Origin of the sequence: Rhizobium sp. C104, from assembly GCF_022354505.1 — a bacterium.
Lineage (GTDB): Bacteria > Pseudomonadota > Alphaproteobacteria > Rhizobiales > Rhizobiaceae > Rhizobium > Rhizobium redzepovicii.
In genome coordinates this window covers 2,708,660-2,732,908 of record NZ_CP092348.1, presented here as the reverse complement: position 1 = coordinate 2,732,908, position 24,249 = coordinate 2,708,660, and the positions used below count along the sequence as shown (strand labels likewise).

General features: G+C 61.5%; 23 protein-coding genes and 2 pseudogenes. 12 read left to right on the top strand and 13 right to left on the bottom strand.

What is annotated here, in order from left to right:
* Positions 1-234: 234 nt before the first annotated feature.
* Complete coding sequence (gene glcF, locus MF410_RS14780) at positions 235-1,545, top strand: glycolate oxidase subunit GlcF (RefSeq protein WP_097623977.1); 1,311 nt, start codon at positions 235-237, stop codon at positions 1,543-1,545.
* A 39-nt stretch (positions 1,546-1,584) separates the two neighbouring features.
* On the top strand, positions 1,585-2,025 hold the full coding sequence (locus tag MF410_RS14775; RefSeq protein WP_097623978.1) for a hypothetical protein: 441 nt from the start codon (positions 1,585-1,587) through the stop codon (positions 2,023-2,025).
* A 99-nt stretch (positions 2,026-2,124) separates the two neighbouring features.
* Here the strand turns inward: MF410_RS14775 and MF410_RS14770 are convergent, their stop codons facing one another.
* The 3 genes from MF410_RS14770 to MF410_RS14760 form a co-directional block, all read right to left on the bottom strand.
* The gene (locus tag MF410_RS14770; RefSeq protein ID WP_097623979.1) at positions 2,125-2,799 is read right to left on the bottom strand and encodes an outer membrane beta-barrel protein; all 675 of its coding nucleotides are present in this window, start codon (positions 2,797-2,799) and stop codon (positions 2,125-2,127) included.
* 124 nt (positions 2,800-2,923) lie between these two features.
* The gene (locus MF410_RS14765; protein ID WP_097623980.1) at positions 2,924-3,610 is read right to left on the bottom strand and encodes a L,D-transpeptidase; all 687 of its coding nucleotides are present in this window, start codon (positions 3,608-3,610) and stop codon (positions 2,924-2,926) included.
* 135 nt (positions 3,611-3,745) lie between these two features.
* A complete protein-coding gene (locus tag MF410_RS14760) occupies positions 3,746-4,495 on the bottom strand; it encodes a L,D-transpeptidase (protein WP_097623981.1) in 750 nt (249 codons plus the stop codon).
* A 262-nt stretch (positions 4,496-4,757) separates the two neighbouring features.
* Here MF410_RS14760 and MF410_RS14755 point away from each other — a divergent pair, with 262 nt between their 5' ends.
* Positions 4,758-5,387, top strand: a complete 630-nt coding sequence (locus tag MF410_RS14755; RefSeq protein WP_097623982.1) for a DNA-3-methyladenine glycosylase I — start codon at positions 4,758-4,760, stop codon at positions 5,385-5,387.
* Positions 5,384-5,893, top strand: coding sequence for a hypothetical protein (locus MF410_RS14750; RefSeq protein WP_097623983.1), 510 nt, complete (start codon positions 5,384-5,386; stop codon positions 5,891-5,893). The genes MF410_RS14755 and MF410_RS14750 overlap by 4 nt, the downstream gene beginning before the upstream one ends.
* A 19-nt stretch (positions 5,894-5,912) precedes the next feature.
* On the opposite strand, the gene MF410_RS14745 is transcribed toward MF410_RS14750, so the two are convergent.
* Entirely contained in the window at positions 5,913-6,617 is a 705-nt protein-coding gene (locus MF410_RS14745) for an HAD family hydrolase (protein WP_003588314.1), read from the bottom strand.
* Between the two features lie 352 nt (positions 6,618-6,969).
* Here MF410_RS14745 and MF410_RS14740 point away from each other — a divergent pair, with 352 nt between their 5' ends.
* The gene (locus MF410_RS14740; RefSeq protein ID WP_097623984.1) at positions 6,970-8,019 is read left to right on the top strand and encodes an aldo/keto reductase; all 1,050 of its coding nucleotides are present in this window, start codon (positions 6,970-6,972) and stop codon (positions 8,017-8,019) included.
* Positions 8,020-8,229: 210 nt separating this feature from the next.
* Here MF410_RS14740 and MF410_RS14735 read toward each other — a convergent pair whose 3' ends face one another.
* The 3 genes from MF410_RS14735 to MF410_RS14725 all read right to left on the bottom strand — a co-directional run bounded on the left by MF410_RS14735 (position 8,230) and on the right by MF410_RS14725 (position 9,846).
* Complete coding sequence (locus MF410_RS14735) at positions 8,230-8,589, bottom strand: DUF305 domain-containing protein (RefSeq protein ID WP_097623985.1); 360 nt, start codon at positions 8,587-8,589, stop codon at positions 8,230-8,232.
* A 76-nt stretch (positions 8,590-8,665) separates the two neighbouring features.
* Positions 8,666-9,031, bottom strand: a complete 366-nt coding sequence (locus tag MF410_RS14730; protein WP_097623986.1) for a hypothetical protein — start codon at positions 9,029-9,031, stop codon at positions 8,666-8,668.
* Between the two features lie 59 nt (positions 9,032-9,090).
* Positions 9,091-9,846: a hypothetical protein gene (locus MF410_RS14725; RefSeq protein ID WP_097624170.1), complete on the bottom strand. Its 756-nt coding sequence runs from the start codon at positions 9,844-9,846 to the stop codon at positions 9,091-9,093.
* Positions 9,847-9,980: 134 nt separating this feature from the next.
* Between MF410_RS14725 and hisS the strand changes: the two are divergent.
* The 3 genes and pseudogenes from hisS (at position 9,981) to hisG (ending at position 13,493) form a co-directional block, all read left to right on the top strand.
* Positions 9,981-11,505: pseudogene (hisS, locus tag MF410_RS14720) on the top strand (histidine--tRNA ligase).
* A gap of 174 nt (positions 11,506-11,679) precedes the next feature.
* Positions 11,680-12,801: an ATP phosphoribosyltransferase regulatory subunit gene (locus tag MF410_RS14715; RefSeq protein WP_097623988.1), complete on the top strand. Its 1,122-nt coding sequence runs from the start codon at positions 11,680-11,682 to the stop codon at positions 12,799-12,801.
* Complete coding sequence (gene hisG / locus MF410_RS14710) at positions 12,798-13,493, top strand: ATP phosphoribosyltransferase (protein ID WP_097623989.1); 696 nt, start codon at positions 12,798-12,800, stop codon at positions 13,491-13,493. The genes MF410_RS14715 and hisG overlap by 4 nt, the downstream gene beginning before the upstream one ends.
* Positions 13,494-13,574: 81 nt before the next feature.
* On the opposite strand, the gene MF410_RS14705 is transcribed toward hisG, so the two are convergent.
* On the bottom strand, positions 13,575-13,988 hold the full coding sequence (locus tag MF410_RS14705) for a DoxX family protein (protein WP_097623990.1): 414 nt from the start codon (positions 13,986-13,988) through the stop codon (positions 13,575-13,577).
* 212 nt (positions 13,989-14,200) lie between these two features.
* Here MF410_RS14705 and MF410_RS14700 point away from each other — a divergent pair, with 212 nt between their 5' ends.
* Entirely contained in the window at positions 14,201-14,911 is a 711-nt protein-coding gene (locus MF410_RS14700; protein ID WP_097623991.1) for a glutathione binding-like protein, read from the top strand.
* A gap of 71 nt (positions 14,912-14,982) precedes the next feature.
* On the opposite strand, the gene MF410_RS14695 is transcribed toward MF410_RS14700, so the two are convergent.
* From MF410_RS14695 to groES, 3 genes are all read right to left on the bottom strand, one after another.
* Entirely contained in the window at positions 14,983-15,429 is a 447-nt protein-coding gene (locus MF410_RS14695) for a hypothetical protein (protein ID WP_097623992.1), read from the bottom strand.
* Between the two features lie 566 nt (positions 15,430-15,995).
* Entirely contained in the window at positions 15,996-17,636 is a 1,641-nt protein-coding gene (groL, locus tag MF410_RS14690) for a chaperonin GroEL (RefSeq protein ID WP_097623993.1), read from the bottom strand.
* A 71-nt stretch (positions 17,637-17,707) separates the two neighbouring features.
* The gene (gene groES / locus MF410_RS14685) at positions 17,708-18,004 is read right to left on the bottom strand and encodes a co-chaperone GroES (protein ID WP_003545797.1); all 297 of its coding nucleotides are present in this window, start codon (positions 18,002-18,004) and stop codon (positions 17,708-17,710) included.
* Between the two features lie 284 nt (positions 18,005-18,288).
* On the opposite strand from groES, the gene MF410_RS14680 reads away from it, so the two are divergent.
* Both MF410_RS14680 and MF410_RS14675 read left to right on the top strand, forming a co-directional pair.
* Complete coding sequence (locus tag MF410_RS14680) at positions 18,289-19,137, top strand: TIGR01459 family HAD-type hydrolase (RefSeq protein WP_097623994.1); 849 nt, start codon at positions 18,289-18,291, stop codon at positions 19,135-19,137.
* 31 nt (positions 19,138-19,168) lie between these two features.
* Positions 19,169-20,161, top strand: a complete 993-nt coding sequence (locus MF410_RS14675; protein ID WP_097623995.1) for a bifunctional riboflavin kinase/FAD synthetase — start codon at positions 19,169-19,171, stop codon at positions 20,159-20,161.
* On the opposite strand, the gene MF410_RS14670 is transcribed toward MF410_RS14675, so the two are convergent.
* Together MF410_RS14670 and MF410_RS14665 are read right to left on the bottom strand one after the other, a co-directional pair.
* Positions 20,150-20,584, bottom strand: coding sequence for an RES family NAD+ phosphorylase (locus MF410_RS14670; protein WP_097623996.1), 435 nt, complete (start codon positions 20,582-20,584; stop codon positions 20,150-20,152). The genes MF410_RS14675 and MF410_RS14670 overlap by 12 nt on opposite strands.
* A gap of 3 nt (positions 20,585-20,587) precedes the next feature.
* Positions 20,588-20,968 carry an antitoxin Xre/MbcA/ParS toxin-binding domain-containing protein gene (locus MF410_RS14665; RefSeq protein ID WP_239619830.1) on the bottom strand — a complete coding sequence of 127 codons (381 nt, stop codon included), beginning with the start codon at positions 20,966-20,968 and terminating at the stop codon, positions 20,588-20,590.
* 325 nt (positions 20,969-21,293) lie between these two features.
* Here MF410_RS14665 and ileS point away from each other — a divergent pair.
* A pseudogene (gene ileS / locus MF410_RS14660) lies at positions 21,294-24,186 on the top strand (isoleucine--tRNA ligase).
* The last annotated feature ends 63 nt before the right edge of the window (positions 24,187-24,249 follow it).

The window sequence follows — 24,249 nt, the reverse complement described above, 5'->3', positions numbered from 1 at the left end:
AAGATGAGCCTGTGCGCGGAGTACCCCCTCTGTCCTGCCGGACATCTCCCCCACAAGGGGGAGATCGGCAAGAGGTGGGACGATCGCTTCCTATCTGGCGTATCGCAGTCGCAGCAATTTCGTTGTTTGGGGAGGCCGTCAATCCCATCCGATCTCCCCCCTTGTGGGGGAGATGTCCGGCAGGACAGAGGGGGGTGCCCCGGGTACAGCGCGCCCAAGGCGGAGGCCCCGCTAATGCAAACCAACTTCACCCCCACCCAGCTCGCCGATCCCGATGTCGCCGAATCCGAGAAGATCCTGCGCAAATGTGTCCATTGCGGTTTCTGCACCGCCACCTGTCCCACCTATGTGACGCTCGGCAATGAGCTCGACAGCCCGCGCGGTCGCATCTATCTGATCAAGGACATGCTGGAAAACGGCCGGCCGGCCGATGCCGAGGTCGTCACCCATATCGACCGCTGTCTCTCCTGCCTTGCCTGCGTCACCACCTGTCCCTCTGGCGTCGACTATATGCATCTTGTCGATCACGCCCGCGCCCATATCGAAAAGACCTACCGGCGCCCATTGATGAACAGGCTGACACGGGCGATCCTTGCCGCCGTGCTGCCCTATCCCAGCCGATTTCGCCTGGCGCTCAATCTCGCCCGCCTCGGCCGGCCCTTCGCCGGGCTGATGCTGGGGGCCACTCTCAAGCCCTTCGCCGCCATGCTGGCGCTTGCGCCGCGCCGCATCCCCGCCGCTTCAGCCATGGCAAAACCCGGCAGCTACCTGCCCGAAACGGAACGGCGCGGCCGGGTGGCGATGCTCTCCGGCTGCGCCCAGCCGGTGCTCGATCCCGGTATCAACGCGGCGGCGATCCGGCTGCTGACCCGGCTCGGCGTCGAGGTGGTGCTGCCAGAAGGCGAGGTCTGCTGCGGTTCGCTGGTTCATCACATGGGCCGCGCCGACCAGGCGCTCGCCAGTGCGCGCACCAATGTCGATCTCTGGACGCGCGAGATCGAAGGGCAAGGGCTCGACGCGATCATCATCACCGCCTCGGGCTGCGGCACGACGATCAAGGATTACGGCCATATGCTGCGCCTCGATCCCGCCTATGCCGCAAAGGCGGCGAGGGTCTCGGGCCTCGCCAAAGACATCACCGAATATCTGGCAACCCTCGAGCTGCCGGTGCACACGCCGAAGGGCATCACGATCGCCTATCACTCCGCCTGTTCCATGCAGCACGGCCAGCGCATCACGCTGACGCCGAAGCAATTGTTGAAGGCGGCGGGTTTTACGGTGCGCGATCCCGCCGAAGGCCATCTCTGCTGCGGTTCGGCTGGCACCTACAACATCATGCAGCCGGAGATCTCGGCTGCGCTGAAGGCACGCAAGGTCAAAAACATCGAAGCCACCAAGGCCGACATCATCGCCACCGGCAATATCGGCTGCATCACCCAGATCGCCACCGGCACCGGCATGCCGATCCTGCATACGGTCGAGCTGCTCGATTGGGCCTATGGCGGCGCTGTGCCGGAAAAATTAACAGGTTTGCCGTTAGGCTGACGTGAAAGGCCTGTCGGGCCTGTCTCGGGAGTTTAGACGATGTGGCGGGGAATGATCGTGTTTGCGGGACTGCTCGGTGCGGCGGGCGCCGCCCATGCCGACAGCCGTTTTTTCTGTTCCGCCGATGACAAGGAAGCGCGCTTCACGCTCGAAAGCGGTTTCGAAAGCGAAGCCGGCCACAAGCTCAACCATTTCCGCGGCGCGCTTGTTGTCAAGGATCCGGCCCAGGCGACCGTGTTCGGCAAGCGTGTTTTCGAATCGCAGCATCTGACCAACCATTGGTCGCGCGACGGCGATCTGCTTCTGGAGGTCTTCGATGGCGGCGAAGATGACACCGGCGGGGCAACGCTGGATCTGGTCGTGGTTGCCGGCGAACGCGGCAAGCCGGCGGCAAATTTCAGCGGCACCTATTCCCTGACGATCGAAGGCGGTGAAAAACCCTATGCCGTCGAAGGCAAGGTCAGCTGCGGCAAGAAATAGAGCAATGCCAGAAAAACCACGAAGCGCGTTTCCGTCTGGAATTGCGCCTTAGCAAAAAAATAGAGCGGCCCCAAAAGCTGGACCGCTCTAATGAGTTAATTACCAGTGGAACGAGACGCCGACATTGACGGCGTTGGTGAAGATGTTGGTCTTCAGGTCCACGCCGCTGTCGATCGGAACGTCGATGCGCGAATAGGTGCCCTTGTATTCGACGAAGGTCGACCAGCGGTCGGTCACCTTGAAGTCGACGCCGGCCTGGGCCTGCAGCGTCACGCCGCCGAATTCATAAGCCCAGGTCTTGCCTTCGGGGCGAATCACTTCGACATGCGGAATGTTCACGCCCACACCGGCGCCGAGATAGGGGGTCCAGCGGCGGCTCGGATCCTGAAAGCGATAGAGCCCGTTCACCGTCAGGAGGTTCAGGCCGTCGGTGAATTCGAAATGCGACCAGCCGGTCTTGGCCAGTGTATCGTCGTCGGCATAGACCTTGTCATGGGTATAATCGAGCGAGATACCCCAGTTCGGCTTGTTGAAGTTCTCGAGCCACCAGGTGACGCGGCCGCCGTAATAAGGCGGGGCGCCGAAGGATTTGCCTTCCCAGCCGGCGGTGAAATGCGTGCCGTCGGAGAGATCGACGCCGCTGTGCGGTGCCGTCTGGTAGCCGCCATAGACAGAAAATTGCAGATCTTCCGCCGAAGCGGAGGCTGCCGAACAGATCGTGAAAAACGCAATGCCCGCAAGCAGGGATGCTGAGGAACGCAGCGCATATGTCATTGAATAGCCCCGATATTGTAAAATAAGTCGACCTTGCGGCAGATGTGCCAGCTTTGTGCCGCAATGTCTAAGCAAAACGAAAGGCGCATCCGAAAGCGCCTTTCGTTTTTTTCGTGAGTGTTGCTCAGCCGCCGAACATTGTGCGGAGCACGTCGATGCCTCTGTCCTCGAACGCGACCTTGCCTTGCCTGTTGCCGGGGCCGATGACGATCACCTTGGTGCCGACAGGGGCGCGATCATAGAGATGCGTCACATCTTCGTTCATCATCCGGATGCAGCCGGAAGACATGTTGAGGCCAATCGTCCAGGGCTGGTTGGTGCCGTGGATGCGGAAGATCGTGTCGCGGCCGCCCTGGTAGAGATACATGGCCCGCGCACCGAGCGGATTATCCTCGCCGCCTTCCTGGAAAGCGGGAATGATGTGACCCTTGGCGGCTTCGCGGCGGCGCATCTCGGCCGGCGGTGTCCAGCCCGGCCATTCGGCTTTGCGGCCGATCTTGACGACGCCCGACCAGCCGAACCCGTCGCGGCCGACGCCGATGCCGTAGCGGGTGGCCCGGTTGTTACCTTCGACGAGATAGAGATATTTGTTGTTGGTATCGATGATCACGGTGCCGGCGGCTTCCGTCGTCACCAGCCGCACTTTCTTGCGCTTGAACTGCGGCTTCACATATTTCGGCATCTGCGCCACACGCACGACGTGCGCCGGGCGCTGGGTGTTGTCGGAGCCGGTAGGCGCGGCAAAGGCGGATGTAGACATCAAGGACAGGACAAGTCCGGCCGCGGCCAGACCTGGCATCAATTTGATCATGATCGATTCCCCTCAAGCAAATCTGCCTGAAGCTACATGAACTTCTGCCCGATTCAAGATCGGCCCGGCCGGATAAAGCAATTTCGGGGAAGGAAGCCGGCTGTTCTTGCGGCTTCCAAGATATTGTATGTGCCGTTACATGACGACGACGCGGGTTCCGACGCGGACGCGGTCATAGAGATCGACGACATCTTCGTTGCGCAAGCGGATGCAACCGGAGGAGACGGCGCTACCGATCGACCAAGGCGCGTTGGTACCGTGGATACGGTAAAGCGTCGAGCCGAGATACATGGCGCGGGCACCGAGCGGGTTTTCCGCACCGCCATCCATCCGCGCCGGCAGGTAGTGGCCCTTGGCGGCTTCACGGCTGATCATTTCGGAAGGTGGCGTCCAGTCCGGCCATTCCTGTTTGCGGGTGATCTTGTGGGCGCCGGCCCATTCGAAGCCGGGCTTGCCGACGCCGACGCCGTAACGCCGCGCCTTGCCGCCATCCATCACCAGATAGAGGAAGCGGTTGTTGGTATCGATGACGATGGTGCCGGGCTTTTCCTGAGTGTCGTAATCGACTATCTGCGGCAGGAATTGCGGCTCGATCGGATGGCGGATCGCCGGTATGCCCGGGTTGATCGCCGAAACGGTCTGCGGTGCGATCTGCGGCGCCTGGCGGATGACGCGGCGCTGGAAAAGGCCGCGCTGCTGCAACTGGACGACCGGTCGCTGATAGACGACGGGGCGAACCGTGCCGCCGCCGAGCTGGTTGATCCAGGGTGCGGTCAGGTCGGGGCTGAGCACGACCGGCGGACGGGTGGCGTAGCGGTCGTCTGCAAGGGCGGCCGTGGAGCATATGCCGAACAGGGCTGCGGCAAGAACAAGCTGTTTCATCATCGGGCGGACTCTCTACAAATGGCCGAAAATGCGCTGGCGGAGACGTCCGCCCGGGCGGAGATGTTCCGCCCGGGAAAGACGCTGCCACCCAATCCGCCAGCGAATGGTAAAGATCGATTTCATGAAAACCCGACCGGCCGAATAAACTTTTCGTCAGGGTTACCGTTCGGTTTGGAAAGACGGTTTGCAAATGGTAAAGCCGGAATCATGACCGGAAACCCAAGCGGACCGGCGAACGGACGGACCCGGGAATGAAGCGGACATGAGCGAGACAGGCATCATCATCGGCGAGGACGGCAGGAGCCGCTGCCACTGGCACGCCAATCTGCCGGATTATCTCCGCTATCATGACGAGGAATGGGGCCGCCCTGTCACCGATGATATCCGCCTCTTCGAGAAGATCTGCCTCGAAGGCTTCCAGTCCGGCCTTTCCTGGCTGACCATCCTGCGCAAGCGCGAGAATTTCCGTGCCGCTTTTTCCGGCTTCGATTTCGAAAAGGTCGCCCTCTTCGGCGACGAGGACGTCACCCGCTGCCTTGCCGATGCCGGCATCATCCGCCATCGCGGCAAGATCGTCTCGACCATCAACAATGCCAGGCGCGCCATTGCGCTGAGAGATGAATTCGGCTCGCTCGCCCATTATTTCTGGCGCTATGAGCCGGGTCATAACGAACGGCCCGGAGTAGTCGACCGCGAGCATATCGTCGCCAATCCGACGACGCCGACCTCGACGATCATTTCCAAGGATCTGAAGAAACGCGGCTGGACCTTTGTCGGCCCGACCACAGTTTATGCTTTCATGCAGGCGATGGGCCTCGTCAACGATCATCTGGAGGGCTGTTTCTGCCGGCCCGAGGTCGAGGCGATGCGCGCCGTTTTGGTCCGACCATGAAAGAAGATGCATCCGTGAGAACATTGATCGCCGCCGCTGCCCTCCTTCTCCTGACGGTCCCCGCTCTGGCGCAGACGCCGCAGCTCGATCCCGGCGAAAAGCTGGAGAAGCTGCAATTCCCGGCCGTCACCATGCAGTTGAAGGGCTGGACGAAGTTCGGCAACGGCCATGTCTACACGCTGCCGGTGCGCGCCGGCCAGCACATGAAGATCGACTTTGCCACCAAGAGCAAATTCGCCTTCCTGGCAATCTTCGACCTGTCGAAACCGGATGACGAGGCCTTCTTCGGCACCGACGAGGACGGCATGAGCTTCGAGACGACGGTCAAGGAAAACACCACCTGGCTGATGCGTCCCTATTATTCCAAGGTGTCGCCGCGCCGCGGCCTCGGCGCCCCCTTCAGCATCCTGATCGAGCCTTTGGCGGCTGCCCCGAAACAGCCGCAGCCGCCGGCCGAGCCGGAACGCCCGTCGCTGTTCCCGAAGGCGCCCGCCAAACAGCAATAAAGGCGGGCGAGCGGCCCGCCTATGCCAGCCGGTCGATCAGGTCACGCAATTCGCCGAGATGACCGATCTTACGGAATCGCGGCGCCTCCGTCGGTTCGTCCACATGTTCCAGCACCCAGGTGAGTTCATGCGGCACGAAGACACCGTAGCTGCCGGCGGCGATCGCCGGCACGATGTCCGATTTCAGCGAATTGCCGACCATCATCGCCCGTTCCGGTCCATCGCCGACCTTGGCGAAGATGCGACGATAGGTGACGGCCGTCTTGTCGGAGACGATCTCGACGGCATCGAAGAAGTCGCCGAGCCCGGACTGGGCGAGCTTGCGCTCCTGGTCGAACAGGTCGCCCTTGGTGATCATCACAAGCAGATATTTGCCGGAAAGCGCTTCCAGCGTGTCGCGCACATGCGGCATGGTCTCGACAGGATGGGAAAGAAGATCGCGGCCCGTATCGAGGATCTTGGCGATCACGCCGGCGGGAACCTTGCCTTCGGTGATCTCGATCGCCGTCTCGATCATCGAGAGCGTAAAACCCTTGATGCCGAAGCCGTAATGGCGAAGGTTGCGCTTCTCGGCTTCCAGCAGCCGCTCGGAGATCTTCGGCCCTTCGGCGAAATCGGCAAGAAGCCCGGTGAAATGCGCTTCCGTCAGCCGATAATATTGTTCGTTCTGCCAGAGCGTGTCGTCGGCATCGAACCCGATCGTGGTCAGTGGTCGCGTCGTCATATGCGTACCTTCGAGCATGATGCCGAAAAGTGCGAGCGGCTTTCGGACGACATCATGCTCTAACTCTAAAATTGAGAACAGGATTCAGATCTGAGGCCGACCCGGCCCAAAATCATCCTGTTCTTGAAATATGACCGGAAATCTATCGGTCGCCTGTGTCGAGACAAGGGCATCGCTTTCCCGGGCTGCAAAGGGCGCGGCGTTGAAAAGCGCCGCCGCCGCACTACATCGAGTTTGCCTCACCCTGCAGCCAGCCACGGCTGTGCCTGTCACGCGCAGGCCAATAATCAAAAAATGAAGTTCTTAGGTTCGCAAGCCCCTCTTGCGGCAGACACAAAGGATTTTTTCGACCATGCGTTACAATCAACTCGGAAATACGGGACTTTTCGTCTCGGAAATCTGCCTGGGCACCATGACCTTCGGCGAAGCCAAACAGGGCACCATGTGGGGCGCCATCGCCGATGTCGACCAGAATGCCGCCGACCGGATCGTCGAGCGCTCGCTCGGCTCTGGCGTCAATTTCATCGACACGGCCGATGTCTACTCCGCCGGCGAGTCCGAAAGGCTGCTCGGCCAGGCGCTGAAGAACCTCGACGTGCCCCGCAAGGACGTCGTCATCGCTACCAAGGTCTATGGCGTCATGGGCGAGAAGCCGAACGACCGCGGCGCCTCGCGCGGCCACATCATGGATTCGGTCGAGGCGAGCCTCAAGCGTCTGCAGACCGATCATATCGACCTCTATCAGATCCACGCGACCGACACGGTGACGCCGATCGAGGAGACGCTGCGCGCCTTCGACGATCTCGTGTCCCGCGGCCTCGTGCGCTATATCGGCGTCTCCAACTGGCAGGCCTGGCGCATTTCCAAGGCGCTCGGCCTCTCCGAACGCCGCGGCTTTGCCCGTTTCGAGACGGTGCAGGCCTATTATTCCATCGCCGGACGCGACCTCGAACGCGACATCGTGCCGATGATGCAGGAGGAGAAGCTCGGCCTGATGGTTTGGTCGCCGCTCGCCGGCGGTCTCCTGTCGGGCAAATACGGTCCCGGCGCGCCCGGCAATGGCGAGGGCCGCCGCGCCAGTTTCGACTTCCCGCCGGTCGATAAGGACAAGGCCTGGGCCTGCGTCGCCGTCATGCGTGAGGTCGCCGAAAAGCACGGCGTCAGCGTCGCCACCGTGGCGCTCGCCTATATCCTCGCCAAGCCTTTCGTCACCACCGTCATCATCGGCGCCAAGCATGTCGACCAGCTCGACCAGAATCTTGCCGCCGTCAAGCTGAAGCTCGACGGGGACGATATGACGAAGCTCGACGAGGTCAGCGCGCTTGCCCCCGAATATCCGGGCTGGATGCTGGAGCGACAAGGCGCCGGCCGCCGCCCGGCCGATTTCGAGCCGAAAGGCTGAGATCGCCGACAGGGGACCCTCATCCGCCTACCGGCACCTTCTCCCCGCTTGCGGGGCGAAGGGACTATGCCGCAACCTTTCGGTTCCCACCTCGCTCTCGCAAGGCACGTCCCCTCTCCCCGTCAGAACGGGGAGAGGGTTAGGGTGAGGGGCAGCCACGGCACGAACCGTGGCCTTTTGCCTGAAATCCCCTTCACCGGTTAGGGATACTTACTTGCCGTGGGCCTTAAGCCAGGCGTTCATCTCGGCGATCTCGGCTTCCTGCGCCTTGATCACCCCTTCGGCGAGTTTGCGGATTTCCGGATCCTTGCCGTATTGAAGCTCGATCTTTGCCATGTCGATCGCGCCTTGATGATGCGGGATCATGCCGCGGACGAAATCCGCGTCGGCATCGCCACTATATTCGATCATCATATTCTTGTGCATCTTGTCGTTCGCCTCGGTGAAGGCATGGCTTGCCGCGTCGTGGCTGCCCATCGGCTTGCTCATATCCATGGCCTTGTCTTCGGCAAGGACGGGAGCGGCAATGATGGCGAGCATGGCGGTAAACGTAATGATTTTCAGAGACATGAAAGATCCTTCCTCTTTCTGACAATAGGTTCGCGGGCGACTGAGGCCGCTCGCTTCTCAATGCATCAGCGTGATGTCAGGACAGTCGGGGAGGGGGTGCCTGCGGTGCGGGTCTTCTGTCATCCAGAGCGCGCGCAAGCGCGGGGGCGGGATAGAAGAAAACGGACTTTCCGCCATCCATGACCGTCACCGTCGGCGGCAGCAAAAGACAGGCGGCGCACAGCGGCATATGCGCGGCATTGCCGCTGGTGCAAGGGTCTCTCAAGGGATCCGCCTTGCCCGCCGCGTCAGGCATCTGCATGCCGGCCATCTCATGATGCATGCCGGCTTCGGCGGCGGCGGGTGCATTCATCGACGCACAGGTCGGACAGCCTGCCCAAGCAGACATGGCGCTGTAGACCAGCCAGCCGAGAACCATCGTGATGAGAGCGAGCGTGCGCATCGTCCTTCATATAGGCGAATGCCGGATGCAAGCCAAGCCGATCGGCGGTCACATCCTGGTCACCAGGCGGCAATCACCTTGTGCTCGATCCGGTAATCCCGGCTCTCCTCGCCAAGCGGCGCCACCGGCCATGTCCAGGTGGCTTTGACCGGCGGCGGCGGGATGCCGTGCAGCAGGTCGGCCTCCTCATGCGTCCGGCCGTTGCGGTCGATGACGGCATAGGCGATGTCGCTCACCAGGCAATGGCGGCAGGAGAGCCCCGAAAGCCCGACGAGATGCGCCGCAATCAGCCGTGCCACCGTATCTTCAGGCATTCCGGCCGCCTCGGCGTCGCAGCGCCGTTTTACGCCGCGGCCGATCTGCGACAGGAGATTTGCCGAAACCACGAAATCGAGATAGGGCACGGTGCGCAGGAAGCCGAGCGGCTCCGGCTCCTTGCCGGCGGCGAGATCGTCATAGCCGGAGAGATCGCGTTCGATCAGCGTGATATTGCGATAGCCCTTGGCCGCAAGCCATAGGCGCACCGAGGCGAGATGAACGAGATCGACCAGAACGACGGTATCGAACGCGCCTGCCAGTTCGTCGATCGGCACGTCGCGCAACAAGCCGGAGCCGAGCACGACGGCGGTCCGTTTCTGCCTGAGACCAGCCGCCGCCGCGCGGATCGCGTTCCGGCTCATCGTCTCATGTTCGGCCCAACCCCGGGCGCAACGCCCGGCCCGCGACCAGAGATTGACGGAATAGCGGATGAACTTGCGATGCGCCTTGCCGGTCAGCGGCCATGTCGCGGCATAAAGAAGCGTTTCGGTGATCATGAGCATATCCGCATTCTGATAGGCGCCTCTGCTTCAATCGATTCGGCTTGCGGCTTCAAGACCCTTCGCCCTTGCCGCTCCCCGCCCAATCCGCTAGGAAACCGCCACTGTCACAGTCAGTGGAATTCCCGGAAATGAATGACAAGCAGAAGAAACCGCAAAAGCTCAAGGCCCGCCTGCCGCGCGGCTTCGTCGACCGGACGGCCGGCGATATCCGCGCCGTCAACGAGATGACGGCAAAGATCCGGGAAGTCTATGAGCATTATGGTTTCGACCCGCTCGAAACGCCGCAGTTCGAATATACCGATGCGCTCGGCAAGTTCCTGCCCGACAGCGACCGGCCGAACGAGGGCGTCTTCTCGCTGCAGGATGACGACGAGCAATGGATGTCGCTGCGCTACGATCTGACGGCGCCGCTTGCCCGTCATGTCGCCGAGAATTTCAACGAGATCCAGCTTCCCTACCGCACCTATCGCGCCGGCTACGTCTTCCGCAATGAGAAGCCGGGCCCTGGCCGCTTCCGCCAGTTCATGCAGTTTGATGCCGATACGGTCGGCGCGCCGGGCGTCCAGGCCGATGCGGAAATGTGCATGATGATGGCCGATACGCTTGAGGCGCTCGGCATCAAGCGCGGCGACTACGTCATCCGCGTCAACAACCGCAAGGTTCTGGACGGCGTCTTGGAAGCGATCGGCCTCGGCGGCGACGATAAGGCCGGCCAGCGGCTGAACGTGTTGCGTGCCATCGACAAGCTCGACAAGTTCGGCCCCGAAGGTGTGGCGCTGCTGCTCGGCCCCGGCCGCAAGGATGAATCCGGCGACTTCACCAAGGGCGCCGGTCTCGACCAGGCGCAGATCGACAAGGTGCTGTTCTTCGTCGGCATCAAGGACTACGCCGAAAGCGCTGCCCGACTCGCCGAACTCGTTGCCGGAACGTCGAAGGGCGGCGAAGGCGTCGAGGAACTGAACTTCATTGGCGCGCTGGTCAAGAGCGCAGGCTACGAGTTCCGATCGCATCAAGATCGATCCCTCCGTCGTGCGCGGCCTCGAATATTATACCGGCCCGGTCTATGAGGCCGAATTGAGCTTCGACGTCACCAACGAAAAGGGCGAAAAGGTCGTCTTCGGTTCGGTCGGCGGCGGTGGCCGTTATGATGGTCTCGTCTCGCGTTTCATGGGCCAGCCGGTGCCGGCCACCGGCTTTTCGATCGGCGTCTCCCGGCTGATGACGGCGCTGAAGAACCTCGGCAAGCTTGGCGCCAGCGAAGTGATCGAGCCGGTGCTGGTGACCGTCATGGATGGCGACGTCGAGGCGATGGGCCGTTATCAGAAGATGACGCAGCAACTGCGCGCCGCCGGCATCCGCGCCGAGATGTTCCAGGGCAATTGGAAGAAGTTCGGCAACCAGCTGAAATATGCCGACCGTCGCGGCTGCCCCGTCGCCATCATCCAGGGCGGCGACGAACGCGCAACCGGTGTGGTGCAGATCAAGGATCTGATCGAGGGCAAGCGGCTCTCCGGCGAGATCGAGGACAATGCCAGCTGGCGCGAAGCCCGCGTGGCGCAGGAGACGACGCCGGAAGCCGACTTGGTCGCCAAGGTGAGGGAAATCCTTGCGGCGCAGGCGGAGGATCGGAAGAGGGCGGGCGATGCGCAATAGACCCCTCCCCAACCCCTGCCCACAAGGGGGAGGGGCTTCAAGTGGTGACGCTGTGCCCAACTCAACGTCTGCTTCCTCGACGGTTCTTTCGATTTGTTTCGACGGTCGCCACGGGATAATCCCTCCCCCTTGTGGGCAGGGGTTGGGGAGGGGACTTTTCCCGGGAGCGACACCATGCCCCTGATCAACCTCCCCGAATTTGCCAACGACCTGCTTTCCGAATTCGACGCCCGCAAGGCCGAGCGCATCGATACGCCTGTCATTCAGCCGGCCGAACCTTTCCTCGATATCGCCGGCGAGGATCTGCGTCGCCGCATCTTCATGACGGAGAGTGAAACCGGCGCCAGCCTCTGCCTGCGCCCCGAATTCACCATTCCCGTCTGTCTGCGCCACATCGAGACGGCGACCGGCACGCCGAAGCGTTACGCCTATCTCGGGGAGGTCTTTCGCCAGCGCCGCGATGGCGCCAATGAGTTCTATCAGGCCGGCATCGAGGATCTCGGCGATATCAACATACCGAGCGCCGATGCCCGCGCCATCGGCGATGCCACCGGCATTCTCGCCCGTCTGCTGCCGGGCCGGCGCCTGTCGGTGACGCTGGGCGACCAGGCGGTCTTCGAGGCCGTTGTCCAGGCGCTCGGCCTGCCGCTCGGCTGGCAGAAGCGGCTGATCCACGCCTTCGGCAACATGACGCAGCTGGAAGCGTTGCTGGCCGGTCTCGTCAGCCCGCAATTCGTCACCGGCCTCGACGACGATATCGCCAAGCTTGTTGCGTCAGGCGACGAGCAGGCGCTGGTCGCCCATCTCGAGCAGGAAATGCAGGCGACGGGCTATTCGACCAATGCCGGTCGCTCGCCGCTGGAGATCGCCCGGCGGCTCAAGGAAAAGCTCATCCTCTCCGAAACGCGCCTCGACGATGCAGCCTTCCATGTGCTGGAAGAGTTCCTGTCGCTCGACGTACCGCTCGTCAATGCGTCCGCAGCACTGGCCGGTTTTGCCGATGCTGCCGGCCTGAAACTTGGCAATGCGCTTTCCCGCTTCAACGGTCGTGTCGGCGCCCTTGCCGATGCCGGCGTCGATCTTTCCTGTCTCGACTACCGCGCCGCCTTCGGACGACCGCTCGATTATTATACCGGTCTCGTCTTCGAGGTGACGGCTGAGGGATCGAGCGCGGTTCTGGCCGGCGGCGGCCGCTACGATAGGCTCCTGACTTTCCTCGGTGCGACGGACCGCATTCCGGCTGTCGGCTTCTCCTTCTGGCTCGACCGCATCGAAACCGAAAGGGCAGCCGTATGACCATCACCATCGCGCTTCCCTCCAAGGGCCGGATGAAGGACGACGCTTCGGCGATCTTCGAGCGGGCCGGCATGCCGATCACGGCTGTCGGCAACGACCGCTCCTATCGCGGCCGCGTTGAAGGCTGGGACGATGTCGAGGTTGCCTTCCTCTCTGCCTCCGAAATCTCCCGTGAACTCGGCAACGGCACTGTCGATTTCGGCGTCACCGGCGAGGATCTGATGCGGGAAGGTTTTTCCGAAGTGGATAAGCGCGTCGAATTCTGCGCCCGCCTCGGCTTCGGCCATGCCGACGTCGTCGTCGCCGTGCCGGAGATCTGGCTGGATGTCGAGACCATGGCCGATCTCGGCGATGTCGCTGCCGATTTTCGTGCCCGCCACTCCAGGCGCCTGGCCATCGCCACCAAATACTGGCGCCTGACCCAGCAGTTCTTTTCAAGCCAGCACGGCATCCAGCTCTATCGCATCGTCGAAAGCCTCGGCGCCACCGAGGGCGCTCCCGCCTCAGGCTCGGCCGATATCATCGTCGACATCACCTCCACCGGCTCGACCCTACGCGCCAACCATCTGAAGGTGCTCCAGGACGGCGTTATCCTGCATTCGCAGGCCTGCCTTGTGCGCGCCCGCAAGGAAAGCCATGCCGATGAACCCGTCGTGCAGGCGATTATCGACGCGGTGCGCGCCGCCCTCTGATCTAGCCATCAATGCATAAGAAAACCCGCCGTCAATTCAATGACGGCGGGTTCTCTCATGTCTGGGAGGATGTCTGCTGGATCAGGCAGTCGCATAGGCGCCGCGGCGGGCGTCAATCGAATAGGCACCGGCACCGACGGTGGCGAGCAATATGTACGCGCCGGCAAGCGTGATGTTCTTCATGACCATGATCTGGTTGAGAATATTCACGAGATCCGCGCCACTTGCGTAGGGCAGATGGAAGGCAACCGCCGTGAAGACACAGAAGCCCGCCAGCAGCCAGCCGGCAATGCGGACCTGGAAGCCTGTGAGAACCGCAAGGCCGGCGAGCAGTTCAAAAAGGCCTGCGACATAGGCCAACAGGGTTGCGGCCGGCAGGCCGGCACCTGCGATCATGCCCGCAGTACCGGCAGGATCGGTTAGCTTCATGAAGCCGGAAAGGACGAACATGAAAGACAGAAGGATGCGGGCAATCAGGATAATGGCGTTCGACATGGATGCAGTCTCCGTTTGAATGGCTCTGGAGATCTTGGTGCCCCGGCACCGTGTGGACCTCGGATGCGTCCTATGTCGCTCTTTTCCTCCGTTATGGATAGATAAACAGACGCGGACAGTTCGTTCAATAATGTGGAACGATCTCCTGCGGACGGCCGCTTGCCTTTGCCGCACCCGGTCTCTTATGGTCGGCGCCCAACAAGGAGAATCCGATGGCAGATCTGTCCGCATTTCCGATCACGAAGCGCTGGCCGGCGAAAAATTCCGACATCATCCAGCTCTATTCCCTGCAAACCCCAAATGGGGTGAAAGTATCGGTCGCCCTCGAAGAGTTCGGGCTCGCCTATGAGCCGCATTATATTTCCTTCGCCGCCAACGAGCAGAAGTCGCCGGAATTCGAATCCCTCAACCCGAACGGCCGCATTCCGGCGATCATCGATCCGAACGGGCCTGATGGTAAACCGATCGGCCTTTTCGAATCCGGCGCCATCCTGCTTTATCTCGCGGAAAAGACGGGCAAGCTCATCCCCGAGGATGCTGCCGGCCGCTATGAATGCATCCAGTGGGTGTTTTTCCAGATGGCCGGTATCGGCCCGATGTTCGGCCAGTTCGGGCATTTCTACAAATTCGCCGCCGACAAGGTCGCCAACAATTCCTATCCGGTGGAGCGCTATCGCGACGAATCCAAGCGGCTGCTCGGCGTGCTCGAAGGCCGCCTGAAGGGTCGGCAGTGGATCATGGGCAATCAGTATACGATCGCCGACATCACCACCTTCACCTGGGTTCGCGGCGCCGATATCTTCTACGGCGGCCGCGAGGTTCTCGACTATGCGAATTTCCCCGCCGTGATGGACTGGCTGCAGCGCTGCATCGCCCGTCCGGCCAGCGAGAAGGGGCTCAACATTCCGGTCAAGCCGGAGTAGGGACTGCCGGAAAACACAAAGATCGTCCCCGGGGAACTCGGAGACGGCCTTTTTGCTCTGCATGGGTGGTCTTATCGCGGACTTGTGATCTGCCTTGCGCCTTCGAGCTTGAAGCGCGGAAAAATAAAGACGCCGACCATGCTGCCGCTGTATTTTTCCTCGAGCCCGTTCGACTCGCCCATGCAGAAGAGCGGCTGGCGCAAGCCGTTCGGCATGATGATCGTCGTCGAAAAACAGAAGGAGGAGCAGAGCGTCGCCGCCTGCTCGAATAGCTCCAGGATGTGGCCGCGGTCCTTGCTGTCATAGCAGCGGATCAGGCTCAATAGCCCGCAGTCTCGTGCGGAGAGGCCGTGCAGCATCGCGCTCCATTCGCCGAGGCGGAGCATGCCGCTCGACAAATCTCCGGTCCAGGCCTCGGAAATCGAAAACTGAGCCACCATCTCGTCATTTTGATTGTGGTGCTCCAGCGAGCCGGGTGTCAAAGGTACGGCTGCATTGGCTTTGGCGATCTTAAACAAGGCGTTCCCCCGTTCGGATGCAGCTCCTCCGCCGCACGCTCGGTAAACACAAAAACAGGATCACGCAGCAGCAGGCATGATGCCCGTGCTTTTACCGGCGATTGTTGCCGCGGCCCTCGGGCCGGCGGAACGTCAAGGATCCTCTCTCGCGCCCGTTTGGTAGGCGCACTTCAATTGCAGCGCGGATTTATAGGAGCTTTTGAACAAACGGCAACGGCTTTTTAAGGGGTGTTCGGATCGGCATTTTCCCCTGGGATGCCGCCACTCTCGCCTTATCCAGCGGGAAAGCCGCGCCGACACATCAATTTCGCGCGATTTGGATACCATTCCACTCGATATGAGGTCAGAAATGGCGCCCCAACACCGCATTCCCGCGCCGAGGCCGGCGGCCTGAAAAAACGCGCCAACGCAAGTTTCGCGCAAGTTTCCGGGGCAGGAGCCGGCAACGCGCCATAAAATTGCGCGCAACGGACCGAATCGCTTTGAGCGCAAAAGAAAAGGGCGACCCGAGGGCCGCCCTTCCTATTCCGGATGCCGGAATGGTGATCAGTGCAGGCTTTCGCCTATCACATCATGTCCATTCCGCCCATTCCGCCCATGCCGCCAGGCATGCCGGCAGGGGCATCCTTCTTCGGCAGTTCGGCGATCATGGCTTCGGTGGTGATCAGCAGCGATGCGACAGAAGCAGCGTTCTGCAGCGCGGTGCGAACGACCTTGAGCGGGTCGACGATACCCATGGAGATCATGTCGCCGAATTCGGACGTCTGGGCGTTGTAGCCGTAGTTGTCTTCATTCTTGTCCAAGACCTTGCCGACAACGATCGAGGCTTCGTCGCCTGCGTTTTCAGCGATCTGGCGAACCAGCGACTGCAGGGCGCGGCGAACGATGTTGATGCCGGCTTCCTGGTCGTCGTTTGCACCCTTGACGGTGATCTTCGTGGAGGAGCGCAGGAGTGCGATACCGCCGCCGGGGACGATGCCTTCCTGAACGGCAGCGCGCGTCGCGTTGAGGGCGTCGTCGATGCGGTCCTTCTTTTCCTTCACTTCGACTTCAGTCGAGCCGCCGACGCGGATGACGGCAACGCCGCCAGCGAGCTTGGCAAGGCGTTCCTGCAGCTTCTCGCGGTCGTAGTCGGAGGTGGTTTCTTCGATCTGGGCCTTGATCTGGGCAACACGGCCTTCGATGTCGGACTTGGCGCCCGAACCGTCGACGATCGTGGTGTTTTCCTTGGAGATCGAAACCTTCTTCGCACGGCCGAGCATGTCGAGCGTGACGCTCTCGAGCTTGATGCCGAGGTCTTCGGAGATCACGGTGCCGCCGGTCAGGATGGCGATGTCTTCGAGCATGGCCTTGCGGCGGTCGCCGAAGCCAGGAGCCTTGACGGCAGCGATCTTGAGACCGCCGCGCAGCTTGTTGACGACGAGCGTAGCAAGAGCTTCGCCTTCGACGTCTTCAGCGATGATCAGGAGCGGCTTGCCGGTCTGGACGACAGCTTCGAGAACCGGAAGCATCGACTGCAGGTTCGAGAGCTTCTTCTCGTGAAGGAGAATGAAGACGTCTTCGAGGTCGGCGATCATCTTTTCCGGGTTGGTCACGAAGTAGGGGCTGAGGTAGCCGCGGTCGAACTGCATGCCTTCGACGACTTCGAGTTCGGTTTCGGCGGTCTTGGCTTCTTCAACTGTGATGACGCCTTCGTTGCCGACCTTCTGCATGGCTTCAGCAATGTCGAGACCGACCTGCTTGTCGCCGTTTGCCGAGATCGTGCCGACCTGTGCAACTTCTTCAGAGGTGGAGATCTTCTTGGCCTTGGCCTGGAGATCCTTCACGACGTCGGCCACAGCGAGGTCGATACCGCGCTTCAGGTCCATCGGGTTCATGCCGGCTGCAACGGCCTTGTTGCCTTCGCGAACGATCGCCTGGGCAAGAACGGTTGCAGTCGTGGTGCCGTCGCCGGCGATGTCGTTGGTCTTCGAAGCAACTTCGCGGACCATCTGGGCGCCCATGTTTTCGAACTTGTCTTCGAGTTCGATTTCCTTGGCGACGGAAACGCCGTCCTTGGTGATGCGCGGAGCGCCGAAGGACTTGTCGATGATGACGTTACGGCCCTTCGGGCCGAGCGTTACCTTGACTGCATCGGCGAGAATGTCGACGCCACGCAGCATCTTTTCGCGCGCGGTACGACCAAACTTGATTTCTTTAGATGCCATGATTGAAACTCCTCAATTCGAGTGTCCGGGTTTTGGGACCCGTCGGCTACGTCGGAAAGGCCAGCGGCTGATCAGCCGATGATGCCCATAATGTCGGCTTCCTTCATGATCAGAAGGTCTTCGCCGTCGATCTTGACTTCGGTGCCGGACCACTTGCCGAACAGGATGCGGTCGCCAGCCTTGACGTCGAGTGCGACGACCTTGCCGGACTCGTCACGAGCGCCGGAACCGACGGCGACGATTTCGCCTTCCTGCGGCTTTTCCTTGGCGGTATCGGGAATGATGATGCCACCCTTGGTCTTGGCTTCGGACTCAACGCGGCGAACAACGACGCGGTCGTGAAGGGGGCGGAAGTTGGTGCTTGCCATTGTCTAATCCCTCGATCGAATGACATTCGCGGGCCGGAGCGGCCCACATGGATAGATGTTAGCACTCCCTTGCAGTGAGTGCTAGCGACGAGCATTTAGGGATGGCTCCGAGAGGAGTCAATGAGAGCAATCACGAATTTTTGTGCCGGAATTGTGAAGAGGCCGGAGAATTGCGGAGATTGCCGCCGAAACCGGCATGCTGGGCGAACGGCAAAGAAAATTCCTTGCCATCGCCTTGCGCCTTTGCAATGTCACCGGTGACTGAAGCAAATCGGGAAATCGGAATGGCCAGGCGGATAGAAAACTTCTCGGAAATCACAGCTCACTATGACGTGGTGCTCTGCGATGTCTGGGGCGTCGTTCACAATGGCGTCGATCCGTTTCCGAAGGCGGCCGCAGCTCTTGAAGCGGCCCGCGCCAGCGGCGTCGCCGTCGTCCTCATCACCAATTCGCCGCGCCTTTCCTGGCAGGTGGTCGAGCAACTGCGCCAGATCGGCGTTCCCGACGGCGCCTATGACCGGATCGTCACCTCTGGCGACGTCACGCGCCGGCTGATCGCCGAAGGGCCGAAGACGGTCTTTCTGCTCGGCCCCGAGCGTGACAGCCCGCTGCTCGACGGCCTCGATGTCGAGCGCCGGCCGGCTGAAGAAGCGCAATCGCTCGTCTGCACCGGCTTTTTCGACGATGAGACCCAGAAGCCGGAGGATTACACCGACATGCTTCTGGAGTTCAAATCCCGCGAGGTGCCGATGATCTGCGCCAATCCCGACCTCGTCGTCGAGCGCGGCCATCGCATCATCCCCTGCGCCGGCGCCATGGCCGCCTATTACGAGCAGCTTGGCGGCAGCACTCGCATCGCCGGAAAACCGCACCGGCCGATCTATGAGGCGACGCTGGCCGCTGCCCGCGAGCTTCGCGGCGATTTCCCCGTCGAGCGCGTGCTGGCAATCGGCGACGGCATGCCGACCGATGTGCGCGGCGCCTTGAATTATGGCCTCGACCTTCTCTACATCAGCGGCGGTATCCACGCCCGGGAATACACCTTGAACGGCGAGACCGACGAGGCGATCCTCAACGCCTATCTCGATCGGGAAAACGCCGCGCCGAAGTGGTGGATGCCCCGCCTTGCATGAAGACACGCCTTGCATAAAGAGAAGCCAGCCGATGACCGTCTTCCACCGCAATGAAACCCGGGAACCCTTGCCCGCCCATCTCAAGGGCGGCGTCATTGCCATCGGTAATTTCGACGGCGTGCACCGCGGCCACCAGTCGGTGCTCAACCGCGCACTCGAAATCTCCAAGGCGCGCGGCATCCCGGCTTTGGTGCTGACGTTCGAGCCGCATCCGCGCACGGTCTTCCGGCCCGAGACCCCGGTCTTTCGCCTCACGCCTGCGCCGCTGAAGGCCCGCATCCTGGAAACGCTGGGCTTCAACGCGGTGATCGAATACCCCTTCGACTACGAGTTCTCGCAGCGCTCGGCCGATGATTTCATCCATTCGATCCTCAAGGATTGGCTCGGCGCCTCTGAGGTCGTCACCGGTTTCGATTTCCATTTCGGCCGCGGCCGCGAGGGCGGTCCGGCCTTCCTGATGAATGCCGGCCAGACCTATGGCTTCGGCGTCACCCTGATCGATGCCTTCCGCGACGAAAATGCCGATGTCGTCTCGTCGAGCCATATCCGCGCGCTGCTGAAAGAAGGCAGCGTCAGCGAAGTCGCCGGCATGCTGGGCTATCGTTATACGGTTGAGGCCGAGGTGATCGACGGCGAAAAGCTCGGCCGCCAGCTCGGTTTTCCCACTGCCAACATGCGCCTGCCGCCGGAGGTTGAACTTGCTGCCGGCATTTACGCCGTCCGCTTCCGCCGCCAGGACGGCACGCTGCACGACGCCGTCGCGAGCTACGGCCGCCGCCCGACGGTGACGGAGAACGGCGCGCCGCTGCTCGAAACCTATCTTTTCGATTTCAGCGGCGATCTCTACGGTGAGCTCTGCTCCGTCTCCTTCTTCGGCTATCTCCGCCCCGAGCTAAAATTCGACGGCCTCGATCCGCTGGTCGCCCAGATTAAGCGCGATGAGGAAGAGGCGAGGGCGCTGCTTGCAGGTGTCAAGCCGCTCGGCGCGCTTGATCAGAAACTCTGCTTTTCCTCAGCGCAATAGCCGGCTGTCGAAAGGATAGCGGATCGTTTTTTCGATCGTCAGGCGCGACGCGTCCGGATGACGCGGATTGATAAGAATATTCGCGGCCTCTGGCATGATTGCCGATGGGACGCGCAGGAGACAGAATTCATTGTCTTCCAGTAATTTGTTGCCACGGTCGCGCGTCAGGCTGGTCTGGTTGATCGCAGCAGGATCGATCCCGATATCGAAGACTTCGATGTTATCCGGGCAACGGATTTTCAGGAGCTGAAAATCTCTCGGAATTTGATGCAGGTCGACCTGTACCAGAATTTCGAGGAGCGCAGTCGACGGGTGATCACAGCAATAGACGACGGGAATTCCCTGATGATGCCATCGTCCCGGTGCAAGCAGCCCGCCGCGTCCGGAAAGATCGGCATAATTCGAGATACGCCATAAGATCATGGCCTAGACGTAAATCCCGTGGTCGATCTGGTGCAGGGCCTGCTCGACGAGGCGGGCGCCGGTTTCCGATTCCAGCAGATCGATCGGCGCGATGCCGTCCATGCCGCGATTGGGCTTGCGCAGCCAATCGAACGCAACGGCTCTGTCGCCGAAAATGCGCTTAGCCATGTCCGCGATCCGCACGATGCGTAAGGCGCCGTCGTTTTCCTCGACCGTCAGCGGCTCGCCGTTCGCATTGCGTCTCGCCAGAGTTCGGCGCGGTGCGACGAAACGATATATTTCCTCCACGGAAAAGCCGAGTTCTGTCAATTTCAATGCCATTGCTCCGTCATAAACCTGGACGGAGCCGTGCGAAGCGATCTCGAGGCGCTCGCGTATAGTCATCGATTCTGGTGTCTGAAGAAAACCAAGCATTGCCCTGAATGACCTTTATGCCACTTGCCCCAATATATATGCGCATTTGGCGCCATCTTCAATTGCTTCCGTTGTGGCAGCCGGCCTCTTCCTTTTCCCGGCAAAAACGCCTATGAACCGGCGCGATGACAAAATATCGGCTGGCAATGATGATGCGAATTATCGGCCCGGCCTTCCGCGCGCGCTAAGCGGCCGGGAGGTCCGGGTTTTTGGCGCTTGGATATGAGCGCTTCCGTCACCAGCTTTTTCACGCCGTTGCGCCCCTTCCTGGGCCGCCAGAAACGATTGTCCCGATATGACCGACACAGCCGAAAAGATCGACTATTCGAAGACCCTCTATTTGCCCGAAACCGATTTCCCGATGCGTGCCGGCCTGCCGCAGAAGGAGCCGGAGCTGGTCAAGCGCTGGCAGGAGATGGGTCTCTACAAGAAACTGCGCGCCTCTGCCGCCGGCCGCGAAAAATTCGTGCTGCACGATGGCCCGCCCTACGCCAACGGCAACATCCACATCGGCCACGCGCTGAACAAGATCCTCAAGGACGTCATCAACCGCTCGTTCCAGATGCGCGGCTACGACGCCAATTACGTGCCCGGCTGGGATTGCCACGGCCTGCCGATCGAATGGAAGATCGAGGAAAAGTACCGCGAAAAGGGCAAGAACAAGGACGAGGTCCCGGTCAACGAATTCCGCCGGGAATGCCGTGAATTCGCCGCCGGCTGGATCAAGGTCCAGGCAGAAGAGTTCAAGCGTCTCGGCATCGAGGGCGACTTCGACAATCCCTATACGACGATGAACTTCCACGCGGAGTTCGCGCATCGCCGGCGAACTCTTGAAGATCGCCGCAAGCGGTCAGCTTTATCGCGGCTCCAAGCCGATCATGTGGTCGGTCGTCGAGCGCACGGCGCTGGCCGAGGCCGAGGTCGAATACCAGGACTATGAGAGCGACACGATCTGGGTGAAATTCCCCGTCGTCGAAGGTCCGGCTGCGCTCAAGGATGCGTTCGTGGTCATCTGGACGACGACGCCCTGGACGATCCCCGGCAACCGCGCGGTCTCCTTTTCCGCGCGTGTTTCCTACGGCCTCTATGAGGTGACGGCCGCCGAGAACGATTTTGGTCCGCGTCCGGGCGAAAAGCTGATCTTTGCCGATAAACTGGCTGAGGAGTCCTTTGCCAAGTCCAAGCTGCAGTACAAGCGCCTGAGCGATGTCTCCGCGGCCGACTTCGCAGCGATGGCCTGTGCGCATCCCTTCAAGGGTCTGGACGGCGGCTATGAATTCCCAGTGCCATTGCTCGATGGCGATCACGTCACCGACGATGCGGGCACCGGTTTCGTGCACACGGCGCCCAGCCACGGCCGCGAAGACTTTGATGCCTGGATGTCGGCTGTCCGCACGCTTGAGGCCCGCGGCATCGACACCAAGATCCCGTTCCCGGTCGACGACGGCGGCTTCTACACATCGGACGCCCCCGGCTTCGAAGGCGCCCGCGTCATCGACGACAACGGCAAGAAGGGCGATGCCAACGACCGCGTCATCAAGGCGCTGATCGAACGCAACGCGCTCTTTGCCCGCGGCCGGCTGAAGCACCAGTATCCGCATTCCTGGCGCTCGAAGAAGCCGGTGATCTTCCGCAACACGCCGCAATGGTTCGTCTATATGGACAAGACGCTTGCCGACGGCACGACGCTGCGTTCGCGCGCGCTGGGTGCGATCGACGACACCCGCTTCGTGCCCGCCGCCGGCCAGAACCGCTTGCGCGCCATGATCGAGGGCCGCCCGGACTGGGTTCTGTCCCGTCAGAGAGCATGGGGCGTGCCGATCGCCGTCTTTGCCGACGATGAGGGCGAGGTCCTGGTCGATGAAGCCGTCAACACCCGTATCCTCGAAGCCTTCGAACAGGAGGGCGCCGACGCCTGGTTTGCCGATGGCGCCAAGGAGCGCTTCCTCGGCAACGACCATGACCATTCCCGCTGGAAGCAGGTCATGGATATCCTCGACGTGTGGTTCGACTCCGGCTCGACGCACACCTTCACGCTGGAGGACCGTCCGGACCTGAAGTGGCCGGCCGATCTCTATCTCGAAGGCTCGGACCAGCATCGCGGCTGGTTCCATTCGTCGCTGTTGGAATCGGCAGCCACCCGCGGCCGCGCGCCTTACAACGCCGTCCTCACCCATGGCTTCACCATGGACGAGAAGGGCGAGAAGATGTCGAAGTCGAAGGGCAACGTCACCGCGCCGCAGGAAGTAATGAAGGATGCCGGCGCTGACATCCTGCGTCTGTGGGTGATGACCTCCGACTATGCCGACGACCTGCGCGTCGGCAAGACGATCATCCAGACCAATGTCGACGCCTATCGCAAGCTACGCAACACCATCCGCTGGATGCTGGGCACACTTGCCCACGACAAGGGCGAGGAGATCGCTTTTGCCGATCTGCCGGAACTGGAGCAGCTGATGCTGCACCGGCTTGCCGAACTCGACGAGCTGGTGCGCGAGAATTACGATGCCTTCGATTTCAAGAAGATCGCCCGTGCGCTGATCGATTTCGCCAATGTCGAGCTTTCGGCCTTCTATTTCGATGTCCGCAAGGACGCACTCTATTGCGACGCGCCGTCGAGCCTGCGCCGGCGCGCCAGCCTGCATGTCATCCGCCAGATCTTCGATTGCATGGTGACCTGGCTTGCCCCGATGCTGCCCTTCACCACCGAGGAGGCCTGGCTGTCGCGCAACCCGTCCGCCGTTTCCGTGCATCTGGAGCAGTTTGCCCCTGTTGCCAAGGAATGGCGCAACGATGCCCTGGCCGAGAAGTGGAAGAAGATCCGCGCTGTCCGCTCGGTTGTCACAGGCGCCCTGGAAATCGAGCGCAAGGACAAGCGCATCGGCTCTTCGCTGGAAGCCGCTCCCGTCGTCCACATCGCCGATCCGGAACTGATGAAGGCGCTGGAAGGCCAGGACTTCACCGAAGTCTGCATCACCTCGGCAATCGAGATTGCGGCCGGCGATGGCCCGGCGGAGGCTTTCCGCCTTGCCGAGGTGCCTCTGGTCAGCGTCGTGCCGAAGCTGGCGGAGGGCCAAAAATGCGCCCGCTCCTGGCGCATCACCAGGGATGTCGGTTCCGATCCGGAATATCCCGATGTCTCGGCCCGTGACGCTGCCGCGCTTCGCGAGCTTGCCCGGCTCGCGTGAAGAATATTGCCGGGTGAATTGCGTTTTCGCGGTTCATCCGGTAAAAGCTGCCTGAAAATGGCC

Coding starts and splice junctions, on each gene's coding strand:
- MF410_RS14755 (WP_097623982.1), top strand. CDS start 4,758: ATGAGCGAGACAGGCATCATCATCGGCGAGGACGGCAGGAGCCGCTGC.
- MF410_RS14775 (WP_097623978.1), top strand. CDS start 1,585: ATGTGGCGGGGAATGATCGTGTTTGCGGGACTGCTCGGTGCGGCGGGC.
- groES (WP_003545797.1), bottom strand. CDS start 18,004: ATGGCAAGCACCAACTTCCGCCCCCTTCACGACCGCGTCGTTGTTCGC.
- hisG (WP_097623989.1), top strand. CDS start 12,798: ATGACCATCACCATCGCGCTTCCCTCCAAGGGCCGGATGAAGGACGAC.
- groL (WP_097623993.1), bottom strand. CDS start 17,636: ATGGCATCTAAAGAAATCAAGTTTGGTCGTACCGCGCGCGAAAAGATG.
- MF410_RS14740 (WP_097623984.1), top strand. CDS start 6,970: ATGCGTTACAATCAACTCGGAAATACGGGACTTTTCGTCTCGGAAATC.
- MF410_RS14730 (WP_097623986.1), bottom strand. CDS start 9,031: ATGCGCACGCTCGCTCTCATCACGATGGTTCTCGGCTGGCTGGTCTAC.
- MF410_RS14725 (WP_097624170.1), bottom strand. CDS start 9,846: ATGATCACCGAAACGCTTCTTTATGCCGCGACATGGCCGCTGACCGGC.
- MF410_RS14675 (WP_097623995.1), top strand. CDS start 19,169: ATGACCGTCTTCCACCGCAATGAAACCCGGGAACCCTTGCCCGCCCAT.
- MF410_RS14765 (WP_097623980.1), bottom strand. CDS start 3,610: ATGATCAAATTGATGCCAGGTCTGGCCGCGGCCGGACTTGTCCTGTCC.
- MF410_RS14670 (WP_097623996.1), bottom strand. CDS start 20,584: ATGATCTTATGGCGTATCTCGAATTATGCCGATCTTTCCGGACGCGGC.
- glcF (WP_097623977.1), top strand. CDS start 235: ATGCAAACCAACTTCACCCCCACCCAGCTCGCCGATCCCGATGTCGCC.
- MF410_RS14705 (WP_097623990.1), bottom strand. CDS start 13,988: ATGTCGAACGCCATTATCCTGATTGCCCGCATCCTTCTGTCTTTCATG.
- MF410_RS14745 (WP_003588314.1), bottom strand. CDS start 6,617: ATGACGACGCGACCACTGACCACGATCGGGTTCGATGCCGACGACACG.
- MF410_RS14700 (WP_097623991.1), top strand. CDS start 14,201: ATGGCAGATCTGTCCGCATTTCCGATCACGAAGCGCTGGCCGGCGAAA.
- MF410_RS14680 (WP_097623994.1), top strand. CDS start 18,289: ATGGCCAGGCGGATAGAAAACTTCTCGGAAATCACAGCTCACTATGAC.
- MF410_RS14665 (WP_239619830.1), bottom strand. CDS start 20,968: ATGACTATACGCGAGCGCCTCGAGATCGCTTCGCACGGCTCCGTCCAG.
- MF410_RS14750 (WP_097623983.1), top strand. CDS start 5,384: ATGAAAGAAGATGCATCCGTGAGAACATTGATCGCCGCCGCTGCCCTC.
- MF410_RS14715 (WP_097623988.1), top strand. CDS start 11,680: ATGCCCCTGATCAACCTCCCCGAATTTGCCAACGACCTGCTTTCCGAA.
- MF410_RS14760 (WP_097623981.1), bottom strand. CDS start 4,495: ATGATGAAACAGCTTGTTCTTGCCGCAGCCCTGTTCGGCATATGCTCC.
- MF410_RS14770 (WP_097623979.1), bottom strand. CDS start 2,799: ATGACATATGCGCTGCGTTCCTCAGCATCCCTGCTTGCGGGCATTGCG.
- MF410_RS14735 (WP_097623985.1), bottom strand. CDS start 8,589: ATGTCTCTGAAAATCATTACGTTTACCGCCATGCTCGCCATCATTGCC.